Raw genomic sequence first — 13,270 nt, forward strand, 5'->3', positions numbered from 1 at the left:
GGCGGCGTTCGGCTCGGCGCTCACATCACCCTCCGGTACGCGGTCCGCAGCAGCGGCCCGAGCAGCGCCCGCGGGGCGTGACGGCCGCCGGTGGCCAGCAGCTTGGCGAAGAGCCCGGGCACGACACGGCCCTCGCCGCGCTCCAGTGCGGCGAGGGCCAGGTCCGCGGTGCGCTCGCAGGACACCGACAGCCGCTTCGGCAACACCGCGTCCACCTTGGAGAGTTCGGCGACCTGGGCGAACTCGGTGCGCACCGGCCCCGGCGCGAGCAGGGTGCAGCTGACGCCGGTGCCCCGCAGTTCGGCGTGCAGCGACTCGGCGAAGGTGTTGGCGAAGGCCTTGCTGGCCGCGTACGTGGCGTTCAGCGGGCCGGGCTGGTTGCCGGCCGTCGAGCCGGTGATCAGGATCGCGCCACGGCGGCGGCGCACCATGCCGGGCAGTACCGCGAGCGTCAGCTCGTGCACGGCGGTCACGTTGACCTCGACCTGGAGGTGCTCGCGCTCCGCGTCCAGTCGGGCCAGCTCGCCGTACGTGGCGAAGCCCGCGTTGGCACACAGGACGGCGACCTCGCGTTCGGCCAGCCGTTCGGCGAGCTCGCGCCGTCCGCCGCGGTCGCCGAGGTCCACCGCCTCGACCTCGACCGGGACGCCGTGCCGGGCCGTCAGCCGTTCGGCCAGGGCGCGCAGCCGGTCCTCCCGGCGGGCGACGACGACCAGCGGGTACCCGCGCGCGGCGAGCCGTTCGGCCAGCGCGGTGCCGATCCCGGACGAGGCGCCCGTGACGACGGCGCAGCCGCCCTCGGTGGTCGGTGGAAGGCTCAACGGTGTCCCCGTCCCTCTCGGCCGGGCCGCGAGCGGTGCGGCGGGCCCGGTGGCGACCGAGACCAGCTCGCACACCGAGGAGACGGAGGTGGTCGCGGCCGGTCTGGCCTGCTCGGTCACCGTTGCGGGCGCGGTGCGCTACACGCCGCACCGGGGTGTCCGCTACGTGCCTCTGGACGGCGCGGCCGGCTCCGGCCTACGGTTTGCCCACCGCGCCAACCCCCACCAGGTGACACCCCCCGTACGTCCGCGCCACCTCCCCGATCACGAACCCCGCGATCCCCGGGCACGAGCCCGAGTGACACCCCCACCCATGCGGAGGAACGAACCGTGGAAACGCCAGAATTCACGCGCCGACGAGGACTTCAGCTCGCGGCGGCGGCCGCCGGCGGCCTCGCCCTCGGCTCCGCCCGGTCCGCCGCGGCGGACCCGGCACTCCCGTCCCCGTACCTCGTCGGCCGGGGCATCGCCGACATCACCGGCGCCGCCGCCGAGAGCGGCATGATGGGCTACTCGATGCCCGGCCAGAAGACCAGTGGAATCCACCAGCGGCTGCGGGCACGGGCGTTCGTGATCGTCGACCCGGCGAGCGGCAACCGCGTCGCCTGGTGCAACACCGACCAGGGGATACTCCCCCACGCGGTCTTCCAGGCCGTGCTCGCCCGCCTGGCCACCGCCCACGGCGCGCTCTACACCGAGCAGAACGTCTCGCTCAGCGCCACCCACACCCACGCGGGCCCCGGCGGGTGCAGTCACGACCTCGTCTACAACCTGTCGATCCTCGGCTTCCAGCAGCAGAACTTCGACGCCGTGGTCGCCGGCATCGTCGAAGCGATCGAGGCCGCCCACGCCGACCTCCGCCCCGGCACCATCACCCTCGGCCGCGGCGAGCTCACCGACGCCAGCGTCAACCGGTCCCGCGCCGCCTTCGAACGCAATCCCCGGGCCGACAAGGACGCCTACCCGCTCGGCATCGACCCGACGATGACCGTCCTGCGCTTGCGCCAGGGCGGCACCGACATCGGGGCGATCAGCTGGTTCCCCACCCACGGCACCTCGATGACCAACAGCAACACGCTGATCAGCGGCGACAACAAGGGCTACGCCTCCTACGCGTGGGAGCACGACACCGCCGGGGTGCGCTACCTCGACGGCACCCCCGGCTTCGTGGCCGCCTTCCCGCAGACCAACGCCGGCGACATGTCCCCCAACCTCGATCTCAAGCCCGGATCGGGCCCCACCGACGACGAGTTCGAGAACACCCGGATCATCGGCCGGCGCCAGTGCACCACCGCCCAGCAGATCTTCGCCTCCGCCGACACCCCGGTCACGGGCGGCATCGACGCGCGGCTGCGCTACGTCGACATGTCGCAGGTCCGGGTCGACGGCCGCTACACCCCCGACGGCCGGATCCACCACACCAGTCCGGGCGTCATCGGCCTGTCCACGCTGGCCGGCAGCACCGAGGACGGTCCGGGCATCCCCGGTATCCTCGAGGGCACGCCGTCCCCGCTCGCCCCACTCGTCGACCTCATCAACGCCGTCGTCCCGCAATGGCTCGCCGACGAGCAGTCACCCAAGACGTCGGTCGTCCCCAGCGGCCTGCTCCAGGCGACCCCGAACGTGCTGCCGCTGCAACTCCTCAGGATCGGCCAGCTCCACCTGGTCGGCGGACCGGCCGAGTTCACCATCGTCGCCGGGCTTCGCATCCGCCGGGCCGTCGCCGCGGAACTCGGCATCCCGCTGGAGAACGTCCTGGTGCAGGGCTACACCAACGGGTACAGCCAGTACGTCACCACACCCGAGGAGTACGACGGCCAGCAGTACGAGGGCGCCTCCACGCTCTTCGGCCGGTACACCACGCCCGCCTACCAGCAGGAGTTCGCCAAACTGGCCGCCGCGATGCGCGACGGCACCACCCTGCCGCTCGGCTCGGCGCCGCCCGCCCCGGCGATCGGCACCCTGAACCTGCAGACCGGCGTCGTCCTGGACAGCCCCGGCTGGTCGCGCGCCTTCGGCCAGGTCCTCACCGACGCCGCCGGCACCTACCAGACCGGCCGGCGCGTCACCACCGTCTTCGTCACCGGCCACCCCAAGAACAACCTGCACCGCGGCGGCACCTTCCTGGAAGTGCAGCGGCTGCAGAACGGCACCTGGGTACGGTACCTGGACGACGGCGACTGGCAGACCGGGTACCGCTGGCAGCGCACCAATGCCGTGACCGGCGAGTCCACCGCGACCATCACCTGGGACATCGCACCCGGCACCCCTCCCGGCACCTACCGCATCACCCACTCCGGCGACGCCAAGAACGGCCTCACCGGCGCGATCACCGGCTTCACCGGCACCTCGCGCGCCTTCACCGTCTCCTGAGCCCCTCCGATCCGGCACGCATCGGGAGGGGGCCGCGGACGGTCGGCCGGGCCTCCGGTCGACCAGTGGAGGCAGGACCGACACTCCGAGGCCGATCACCGGCGGCGCCTGCCCGCCGGATCAGGCGTCGACCGGGGTCAGCCCCGGGTAGACGTCCTGCCAGCGGTAGCGACGGCAGTGGAGGTGCCAGAACGCGAAGGCCTTCATGTAGCGGTCGAGGTGCGGGCGTTGCTCGTCGGTGGCGAGGTCCAGGACGCGGCGGTAGGCGGCCAGGCCGCTGTCGAGGCTCCGTCGGTAGGCGGCGAGGTACGGGATGCCCTCGGCCACCGTTCGGCGGTGGATCCGGCTGGCGAGGAAGTCCTCGCCGTGCACCGCCTCCTTGTAGAAGGACAGGACGTCGTTGACGTCGTTCAGGAACGCGACACAGGAGCTCAGCGCCGCCGACCAGAAGGCCCGGTTGCGATCGGAGCGCAGACAGGGGTCGGTGAACTGGAGCGAGGTGAACCAGAACTGGGAGAAGCCGTTGAAGACGCGGACGAAGTCACTGTCGACCTCGTCGGACGCCTCCGGCGTGAACTCCGCCTCCATGAGGACGCCGGTGACCGCGTTGTAGAAGAAGGTCTTGAAGACGGCGAGGAACGTCGGATCACAGAAGCGCGCGATCTCGTCGAACATGTACCGGATGTACCGCGTGTTCGGCGAGGTCTCGGATCGCCCGGGCAGCAGGCCGGCCCGCAGGATGACTTCGGCCTCAGCCCGGTCGTGGCAGCACACGTCATCGGTGTTGGTGGTGAACACCCAGATGCGGTCGAGGGCGAGGGCCAGTGCGTCGTCGGCGATCGGCACCATGAGGGAGCGCATCAGCGTGATGTGGCCGGTGGTGGCGGGGGGAACCGTGACACCGAACGCCGCGAACTCGGCAGTCAGCGCGGCAGCGCCGGCACGGGCCTGCGCGAGGTTGACGGGCGGATCGAAGGCATCGGTGAAGGCGATCATCCCGTCGACCAGACCCGAGTCCAGAACACTCGCGACCATGCCGCGGTGCCGGGGATCGGGGACGGCCTCGAGGCCGCTCCGCGCGGTGCAGTGGAGGGTGTCCACGCCAGGCGGCCGGGGGTGCCTGATCGTACGACGGCCTGTCGAGTCCACACCGCGTCCTTCCGTGCGTCGCTTCCGGGGTACACACCTGGACAGCCGCGCCCATCCTCACACGGCCGGCCCCGCACCGGCCACGAACTCGGCGCCGTGAACCCGACCGGGCGTACACCGCACCGACGGGTTGACGGAAACGGGGTGCCGACCACCCGGGGGTGTCTGCCCACTTCTGCGGCGTGTACGGGCTGCGCCCGTCGTTCGGGATCGTGCCGGGGTACGGGAGCGTCTCGGGACAGGCTCCTGGGACGCCGGCGATTTCGACATGGCGGTACCGGCCCGCTCGGCCGGCACCAAGGACCGCCACGTCGGCAAGCCCGCCCACCCGCTCGTGATCCAAGCGGACGGTGCCGAAGCACGTTGGCCTGCCGCTCGACCGGCAGGTGCTCCTCGCCGTGTCCGCGGGCGGAGGAAGAAGAGCTCGGGGTCTCCGTCGTCCAACCCGTGGAGCAACCCGACGGTGTGCCACCCGACGCGTTGAAGCAGGCGCTGCACGGGCTGGTTCGAGACGTTCGTCGAGGTGAACGACTTCGGTGTGGTGCAGGTCGACTCGACGGCGTCGAGCAGGAGTTCCCCGACACCTCGTCGGCGGGCGCCGGGGGCGACCATCAGCATTGTGAGAGCCCGTTCCCCGACGGTCAGGCGCCCGCGCCCGCGCCCGCGTCCTCGGAGGCGGGCGCCACGCGGTTGCGGAGCGTACCGATGTGCTCGACCTCGACCTCGACGACGTCGCCGGGGCGCAGATGGCGGCCGGAGAACACGCCGGCGCCGCGCGGTGTCCCGGTGAGGATCACGTCGCCGGGTTCGAGGGTCTGGTAGTGCGACAGGAAGGAGATCAGCTCGGCCACGCCGTGGATGAAGCCCGCGGTGCGGTCGTCCTGGCGCAGCTCGCCGTTGACCAGGGTGCGCAGACGCAGGTCGAGCGGTTCGTGGAACTCGTCCGGGGTGACCAGGCAGGGACCGAGCGGTTTGAAGGTGTCGAAGCTCTTGGAGACGCCGATGGAGGCGATCGGATCGCCCGACATCGCCCGCTGCTGGATGTCGCGGGCCGAGACGTCGTTGGCGATGGTCAGGCCGGCGAGGTGGCCCATCGCGTCCGCGGTGTCGACGGCGGTCGCGGGGCTGCCGATGACGGCGGCCACCTCGCCCTCGTAGTCGACCTGCCGGGACGCGACCGCCGGGAGGCGGATGTCGTCGCCGGGGGCGATGACCGCGGAACCGGCGACGACCTGGAAATTCGGCTCGGCGGGCAGGATGATGTCGGGCCGGCCCATCGCGGCGAACATCTCCAGGGCCTCCTGCGCGTGACTGCGGTAGTTCAGTCCGACGATCAGGATCTTCCCGGGCCGGGGAACGGGGGCGTGCACCCGGACCTCGTCGAGGGCGACCCGTCGGACGACCGCCGCCGTACGGGCCTCCGCGGTCCCGGGACCGCGCAGGAGGGCGCCCAGGTCGGCGAAGGGGAGGTCGAGCAGGGAGAGCTCGCCGGGGCTGTCCTCCCTGGCGATGCCCAGGGCTGTGCTGTACAGGCGCATCGATGACTCCCGGGGGTCGGGGAAGGGCTTCTCTTGTATCAGAGTCAAGAGCTTTCCCGTCCGGGAGTCAAGAGCTTTCCCGTCCGGGAGTCAAGAGTCCGCCGATCACCGGGGCCGCCGCCGGGGTCCGCCCGCCGGGATCCGCGGGCGGGGGTGCGGGGCGTGCCGCCTAGGCTTTGCTGTCATGCCAAGGAACCGTCAGCAGATCCCGAAAGCCGAGCGCGAGGCCGCCCTGATCGAGAGCGCCTGGGAGCTCTTCGCCACCCGGGGGTACAAGGGGACCAGCCTGGCCGAGGTCGGCAAGGCGGCGGGTGTCGCGGCCAACGCCGTGCGCTGGTACTTCCCGACCAAGGACGACCTGTTCGCCGCCGCACTGGACCATCTGTTCACACGCGAGCGGGAGCACATCGAGGCGGATCCCGCGCTCGAGGGTGATCCCCGGCGGCAGCTGGTGACGTTCCTCGTCGACCTGGAGGCCCATCGCCGGCTGCACCGGGAGGCGTACGACCGCATGGGCGAGTCACCCGCCCTCGCCGATGCCTACTCCCGCATGCAGGAGTGGCTGGAGGGCCGGCTTCTCACGGCCGTCGCGAGCCGGCTGCCCGAGGGGGCGGACGTCGCACCGGTGGCGGACCTGGCGCACGTGCTCTTCGAAGGGCTGTTGGTCAGCACCCGGGAGCTGGACCGGCCGACCGAGGAACTCGTCGGCCTTCTGATGGAGGCGCTGATCGCCGTCGCGGCGGCGCGCTGAGCCATCTCTTGACTGCCATACAAGAGACTGCCTAAGTTTCTCTTGCATGGCAGCCAAGAGGGCTGCCGTGCCCCCGAGAAGGAGGTCGCCACTCCATGGCTTCTCCCGACAAACTCGCCCACGTCGTCCTGCGCACCGGCTGCCTGCCGGCCATGACCGACTGGTACGTACGGGTCCTCGAAGGCCGCGTCGCCTTCGCCGACGAGAACCTCGCCTTCCTGACCTACGACGACGAGCACCACCGCGTCGCGCTGGTCGCCACCGGGGCGTCCGAGCGCCCGACGGACACGCACACCGGTCTTCACCACGTGGCGTTCACCTACGCCACGATCAAGGACCTGCTCGACACCTACCGGCGACTGAAGGGCGACGGCATCCACCCCTTCTGGTGCATCAACCACGGGCCGACCACCTCGATGTACTTCGAGGACCCTGACGGCAACCACATCGAGCTCCAGATCGACAACTTCGCCACCGCCGAGGACCTCGACGAGTGGTTCCGGTCCGGAGCGTTCCAAGCCAATCCGATCGGGGTCGACTTCGACCCCGACGACCTGGTACGACGCTTCGAATCCGGTGAGGCCCTCGCCGACCTGGTCAGGCGCGCATGAAGGACATCGACGCCCCGGTCGTCATCATCGGAGCCGGCCCCGTGGGGCTGGCCACCGCACTCGTCCTCGGCCGCCACGGCGTCCGCAGTGTCGTCTGCGAACAGTTCGGCGGGATCAACCCCCACCCCCGGGCCCACGTCGTCAACACCCGGTCCATGGAACTGTTCCGGGCCTGGGGCATCGCGGACGCCGTCCGAGCGGACGCGGTCGACCCGGCCATGGCCGGCACCATCCTGTGGAAGCAGACCCTCGCCGGGGACCCGCTGGGCCGGATCGACTTCGCCGGAGGCCCGCAGGGCCCGCTCGCGCAACGGGCACACGCCTCCGCCGAGCAGCTCACCTCCTGCGCCCAGGACCGGGTGCAGCAACACCTGCTGGACGCCGTCCTCGCCCAGGGCACGGCCGCCGTCCACTACGACACCACCGTCGTCGAGGTGACGGACCACGGTGATGCCGTCGACGTCACCGTGGAAGGCCCGGGCGGGCGGCAGATCCTGCGCACCCGTTACGTCGTGGCGGCGGACGGAGCGGCCGGGGGCATGCGCGACAGGCTCGGCATCGCGATGGACGGCGCCCCGGTCCTCGGCCACCAGCTGAACATCTACTTCCACGCCGACCTCTCCCCGTGGATGAGCCAGGATCCCGCCCTGCTGGTCTGGCTGATCAACGAAGCCTCCCCGGGAGTCCTCATCGGCATGGACGGCGCCCGCCGGTGGACCTTCCAGCGGAGCTTCGACCCAGCCGTCGAATCGCCGCAGGACTACCCGCCCGAGCGGTGCGCCCGGATCATCCGGGACGCCGTCGGAGCCACCCGGCTCGACGTGGACATCCGCTCCGTGGGGGCATGGGCCATGACGGCCCGGACCGCCGACACCTACCGCAGCGGCCGGGTCCTCCTCGCCGGCGACGCGGCGCACCAGTTCCCGCCCACCGGTGGCCTCGGCATGAACAGCGGCCTCGCCGACGCGGACAACCTCGGCTGGAAGCTCGCCGCGGTGCTGGACGGCCGCGCCCCCGACGCCCTGCTCGACAGCTACGAACGGGAACGCCGCCCCGTCGCCGTCGACAACGCCCGCCACAGCATGCTGAACGCCATGAAGATGGCCGAGGTCGGCATCGGGCCCGGGACGGCCGCGATCGCCGCACGCCTCGCCGGCCCGGACCCGGCGGTCGCCGCGGCGGAACGCCGAAGGATCGCGGAGGCCGTCCCCCGGCAGCGCCCGCACTTCGACGCGCTCAACCAGGAGATCGGGTACGTCTACGGAGCGGCCCGGCAGGCCCACGACGCGGGCGGCCCCCCGCCCCCGGCCACCGACTACACGCCGACCGCCGTCACCGGAGCGCGACTCCCGCACACCTGGGTCGAACGTGACGGAGAGCGGGTGTCCACCCACGACCTCCTCGGGCCGTGCTTCACCCTCATCACCGGGCCGGAGGGAGCCGCCTGGGCCGACGCCTTCGCGGAGCCCTTCGCGGAGTCCTCCGCACGGACCGCGCAGGCCACGGAGACCGGGGGAGGCCTGATTCGGCGGACCGTCGTGATCGGGCGTGACGTCACCAGCCCGGACGGCCACTGCCTCCAGTCGCTCGGGATCGGTGAGGACGGCGCCCTCCTCGTCCGGCCGGACGGCCACATCGCGTGGCACAGCGCCGAGGGATCGACCCCCGGGGCGGCCCTCACCGACCTGCTCCGCGGAACCGCGCGACCCGCCCGGTAGCGCCTTGTCGGGTCCTGCCCGGGCCGCGGCCGCCATCACGGCCCCGTCCCGGTACGGACCTCCTACGGAGCGCCGGGCTCCTCGCCCGGCGCTCCGATCCACCGCCCGGCCCCTCGCCCCGTCAGTGGCCCGGCAGGCCGGCGAACCGGCCGACAGGCCCGAGTGGGCCCCGCCGACCACCGATGCCCCCACCCGGAGGAACACAGTGGTGACCCCTCAGAACACGACCGGACCCCGGCCCTCGCTCCAGGACCGGTACACCCGCGAAGAAGGAACCGTCCACCTCACCGGCATCCAGGCGCTCGCCCGCCTGCCGCTCGACATCCGTCGCGCCGACCGCCGCGCGGGCCGCAGCACCGCCGGATTCGTCTCCGGGTACGAGGGCTCGCCGCTCGCCGGGTACGACATGGAACTCGCGCGCTGCCGCCCCCTCCTCGACGAGTACGACATCGTCTTCCGCCCCGGCGTCAACGAGGAGCTGGCGGCGACGGCGGTCCAGGGCACCCAGCTCGCGGCCGCCCAGCCGGACAAGCGCGTCGACGGCGTCACGGCCGTCTGGTACGGCAAGTCCCCGGGGCTGGACCGCGCCTCGGACGCCATCCGGCACAACAACCTGATGGGCACCCACCCGGCCGGGGGCGCACTCGCCCTGGTCGGCGACGACCCCGCCGCCAAGTCGTCCACCGTCCCCGGCGCCTCCGAGCTGCTCCTCGCCGACCTCGGCCTGCCCACGCTCTACCCGGCCGACCCGCAGGAGGCGCTCGACTTCGGACTGCACGGCGTGGCGATGTCCCGGGCATCCGGCCTGTGGGTCGCGCTGAAGATCGTCACCGCGGTCGCCGACGGCTCCGGCACCGTCGACGTGAGCGCCGGCCGGATCTCGCCGGTCGAACCGGACCCCGTCGTCGACGGAGTGCCGTACCGCCACACCGTCGGCGCCCGGATGGTGCAACCGGCGCTCGGCGACCTGGAACGCACCCGGGACGGCGCCCGCCTGGAGATCGCCCGCCGCTACGCCGTCGCCAACGGCCTCAACCGGATCACCGTTTCGGGGCCCGACGACCGCATCGGCATCGTCGCGGCGGGCAAGACCTTCCTCGACGTCCGCCAGGCCCTGCGCATCCTCGGGCTCGACGACGCCGAACTGAACCGCCGAGGTGTGCGCCTGCTCCACCTCGGCATGATCCACCCGCTGGAACCCACGGTCGTCGAGCGGTTCGCGAGGGGACTGAGCCACATCGTGGTCGTGGAGGAGAAGCGGCCGCTGATCGAGACCGCCCTCAAGGACCTGCTCTACGGGCACGGCAACCGGCCGTCCGTCTCCGGCAAGCGCGCACCCGACGGTTCGGTCCTGTTCCCCCTCGACGGAGAACTCGATCCCGACACCGTCGCCGCACGGCTCGCCCTCCGGCTGAACGCCCTGGGCGAGTTCCCCACCGTCCGCGACTGGTCGGACGCCCGGCGGCCGGCAGCGGCCCGGCGCAGGGCGCTGCCGCTGCTGCCGACGGTGACCCGAACCCCCTACTTCTGTTCCGGCTGCCCGCACAACCTCTCGACCAAGGCGCCCGAGGGCGCCGCCGTCGGAGCCGGGATCGGCTGCCACGCCATGGTCACGCTCATGGACCCGGCCCAGGCCGGGGACGTGATCGGCATGACCCAGATGGGCGGCGAGGGCGCCCAGTGGATCGGGATGCAGCCGTTCCTCGCCCGCGACCACCTGATCCAGAACCTCGGGGACGGCACCTTCCACCACTCCGGCAGCCTCGCCATCCGGGCGGCGGTCGCGGCCGGGGCGAACATCACGTACAAACTGCTCTACAACTCGGCGGTGGCGATGACCGGCGGGCAGCAGCCCGTCGGCGTCATGCCCGTGCCCGCGATCGCGCAGGAGCTGTTGGCGGAGGGCGTCCGGCGCGTCATCGTCACGACCGAGGACGTCAAGCGCTACCGGAGGGTCGCGCTTCCGAAGGGCGTCGTCGTCTGGCACCGCGACCGGCTGCCCGAGGCCCAGGACGTGCTCGCCCGGACCCCCGGCGTCACCGTGCTCCTCCACGACCAGGAGTGCGCGACGGAACTCCGACGCAAGCGCAAGCGCGGCCTCGCACCCGAGCCCGCCGAACAGGTGGTGATCAACGAGCGGGTGTGCGAGGGGTGCGGCGACTGCGGACAGCAGTCGAACTGCCTCTCCGTGCAACCCGTCGACACCGAGTTCGGGCGCAAGACCCGGATCGACCAGTCCTCCTGCAACAAGGACTACGCCTGCCTGGCAGGGGACTGCCCCTCCTTCCTCACGGTCGTTCCCGCCGGTGGGAAGCGCGCCTTCACCGCCGCACCCATGCCGGACAGCGCCGCCCTGCCCGATCCGGCACCTGCCGTGCCGGCGTCCCACACCATCCGGATCACCGGCATCGGCGGTTCCGGCGTGGTCACCCTCGCGCAGATCCTCAGCACCGCGGCCTCGCTCGTGGGCCTGCACGTCCGGACCCTCGACCAGACCGGCCTGGCCCAGAAGGGCGGCGCGGTGGTCTCCGACATCAAGATCACCACGGAACGGACGGACCAGGCGGGCAAGGCGGCCCTGGAGGAGTGCGACCTCTACCTCGGCTGCGACCTGCTCGTGGCCGCGGAACCCGGCAACCTGTCGGCCACCGCCCCGGCGAGAACCGTGGCGGTCGTCTCCACCACAGAGGTCCCGACCGGACGGATGGTGATCGACCCGAACGTGTCCTTCCCGCCCGCCGAACCGCTCAGGGAAAGGATCCGGGCCGGGGTGAGGGACAGCGTCTTCCTGGACGCAGGCCGGCTCGCCGCCGACCTGCTGGGCGAGGACCAGTTCGCCAACCTCCTGTTGACGGGTGCGGCCTACCAGAGCGGCGGGCTGCCGGTTCCGGCGCACGCCATCGAGGAGGCGATCACCCTCAACGGCGTCAAGGTCGAGGCCAACCTCAAGGCGTTCCGCCTCGGCCGTCAGGCCGTCGCCGACCCCGAAGCCTTCGCCGCGCTCCTGCACGGGCGTGCCACTCCGGTGCGGCCGGAACGGCGCCCCTCCTCCGCGGCCCGCGGCGTCCTCGCGTCGGCCGGCGCCTCCCCCGGATCTGAGCTCGCCCGGCTCCTGGAGGTCCGCGTCCCGGACCTCATCGCGTACCAGAACGCCGCCTACGCGACGAGGTACCTGCGCTTCGTCGAACAGGTGAGGCGGGTCGAGGACGAACGCGTGCCCGGCTCGACCGCGCTCACCGAGGCCGTGGCCACGTACCTGTACAAGCTGATGGCGTACAAGGACGAGTACGAGGTGGCCCGGCTCTCCCTCGACCCCGAGGTCGAGCGGGAGGTGAGAGCCCGCTTCGGGGACGGCGCCCGGATGTCCTACCGCCTCCACCCGCCCGTGCTGCGGGCACTGGGAATGACCCGCAAGATCGAACTCGGTCCCTGGTTCAAGCCCGCCTTCCACGCCCTCGCGGCGATGCGCGGTCTGCGCGGAACCCGCCTCGACCCGTTCGGAGCGGCGCGCGTGCGACGCACGGAACGGGCGCTGGTGGTCGAGTACGAGACCACCATGGCCGAGGTCTGCCGGGTCCTCGGCGAGGACGTCCACGGCCTGGCCGTCGAGATCGCCGCACTGCCCGACCTCGTGCGCGGCTACGAGGAGATCAAGATGGCATCGGTCGCACGGTACCGCGCCCGATCCGGGGAACTGGTCGGCCGCCTGCGCTCCCTGACCGGACCTCAGGACTGAGCGCCGAACTCCACCCGGTCCGCGACGGACGGAGCCGGGCCTGCTTTGAGCTCACCACCAACTACCCTGCACATTCCCCTTCTTGACACTTCCGGAGATGGTGACCCGGCCCTACAGGGCCAGCGCGGCACCGAGCGCCACGACCAGCGGAGGAATGACCACCCGGGGCCAACCGGCCTCCAGGAGCGACAGGACTCCGCCCCTCCACCAGCCCGGCTCGGTGAAGACCGGAAACCCCAGCAGGAGCAGCAGGCCGCCCGCGAGTGCCCACGCGAGGGCAGCGCGCTGCCACAGCGGCCTCACCGTCGCCCTCACCCGCCGCCGTCGCCACCACGGCTAAGGGCGCCTGACAGTAGGCGTGCCGGGCCGCCTGTCGAGTGCCCCGGAGGCAGAGCAGGCACGAGCCCGGGTGATGATGGAGCTCTCTACGCCCAGTAATCACCGGTGGGTTCGTGCCTGTCCTGCCGTCATGCCTGATCGCCTACTACCGGGCGCCCTTGATGGTGGGCTGCGTCTTCTGGTTGTAGATCTCCTTGCCGTCCGCGTTGTAGGCGTGGACGTAGGGGGCCGGGG

General features: G+C 71.9%; 10 protein-coding genes. 5 read left to right on the forward strand and 5 right to left on the reverse strand.

What is annotated here, in order from left to right; genetic code table 11:
* Positions 1-20 precede the first annotated feature (20 nt).
* On the reverse strand, positions 21-941 hold the full coding sequence (locus ABZ449_RS04990) for an SDR family oxidoreductase (RefSeq protein ID WP_360340310.1): 921 nt from the start codon (positions 939-941) through the stop codon (positions 21-23).
* A 210-nt stretch (positions 942-1,151) separates the two neighbouring features.
* Between ABZ449_RS04990 and ABZ449_RS04995 the strand changes: the two genes are divergently transcribed.
* Positions 1,152-3,194 (forward strand): neutral/alkaline ceramidase, encoded by a 2,043-nt coding sequence (locus ABZ449_RS04995; protein WP_360340313.1) that lies wholly within the window; start codon positions 1,152-1,154, stop codon positions 3,192-3,194.
* Positions 3,195-3,314: 120 nt separating this feature from the next.
* On the opposite strand, the gene ABZ449_RS05000 is transcribed toward ABZ449_RS04995, so the two are convergent.
* From ABZ449_RS05000 to ABZ449_RS05010, 3 genes are all read right to left on the reverse strand, one after another.
* Positions 3,315-4,229 carry a hypothetical protein gene (locus ABZ449_RS05000; protein WP_360340316.1) on the reverse strand — a complete coding sequence of 305 codons (915 nt, stop codon included), beginning with the start codon at positions 4,227-4,229 and terminating at the stop codon, positions 3,315-3,317.
* Between the two features lie 171 nt (positions 4,230-4,400).
* Positions 4,401-4,988: a GNAT family N-acetyltransferase gene (locus ABZ449_RS05005; protein WP_360340340.1), complete on the reverse strand. Its 588-nt coding sequence runs from the start codon at positions 4,986-4,988 to the stop codon at positions 4,401-4,403.
* Entirely contained in the window at positions 4,985-5,881 is an 897-nt protein-coding gene (locus ABZ449_RS05010) for a fumarylacetoacetate hydrolase family protein (RefSeq protein ID WP_360340319.1), read from the reverse strand. Before ABZ449_RS05010 ends, ABZ449_RS05005 begins: the two co-directional genes overlap by 4 nt.
* Before the next feature lie 184 nt (positions 5,882-6,065).
* Between ABZ449_RS05010 and ABZ449_RS05015 the strand changes: the two genes are divergently transcribed.
* From ABZ449_RS05015 to ABZ449_RS05030, 4 genes are all read left to right on the forward strand, one after another.
* Positions 6,066-6,632, forward strand: coding sequence for a TetR/AcrR family transcriptional regulator (locus ABZ449_RS05015; RefSeq protein ID WP_360340322.1), 567 nt, complete (start codon positions 6,066-6,068; stop codon positions 6,630-6,632).
* Positions 6,633-6,727: 95 nt separating this feature from the next.
* Positions 6,728-7,243 (forward strand): VOC family protein, encoded by a 516-nt coding sequence (locus tag ABZ449_RS05020; protein WP_360340325.1) that lies wholly within the window; start codon positions 6,728-6,730, stop codon positions 7,241-7,243.
* A complete protein-coding gene (locus ABZ449_RS05025) occupies positions 7,240-8,961 on the forward strand; it encodes an FAD-dependent monooxygenase (RefSeq protein WP_360340328.1) in 1,722 nt (573 codons plus the stop codon). Before ABZ449_RS05020 ends, ABZ449_RS05025 begins: the two co-directional genes overlap by 4 nt.
* Positions 8,962-9,169: 208 nt before the next feature.
* Positions 9,170-12,697: an indolepyruvate ferredoxin oxidoreductase family protein gene (locus ABZ449_RS05030; protein ID WP_360340331.1), complete on the forward strand. Its 3,528-nt coding sequence runs from the start codon at positions 9,170-9,172 to the stop codon at positions 12,695-12,697.
* A gap of 111 nt (positions 12,698-12,808) precedes the next feature.
* Here ABZ449_RS05030 and ABZ449_RS05035 read toward each other — a convergent pair whose 3' ends face one another.
* Entirely contained in the window at positions 12,809-13,000 is a 192-nt protein-coding gene (locus ABZ449_RS05035; protein WP_360340334.1) for a hypothetical protein, read from the reverse strand.
* Between the last annotated feature and the right edge of the window lie 270 nt (positions 13,001-13,270).

The sequence above is a fragment of the Kitasatospora sp. NPDC005856 genome, from assembly GCF_040629945.1.
Taxonomy (GTDB): Bacteria; Actinomycetota; Actinomycetes; order Streptomycetales; family Streptomycetaceae; genus Kitasatospora.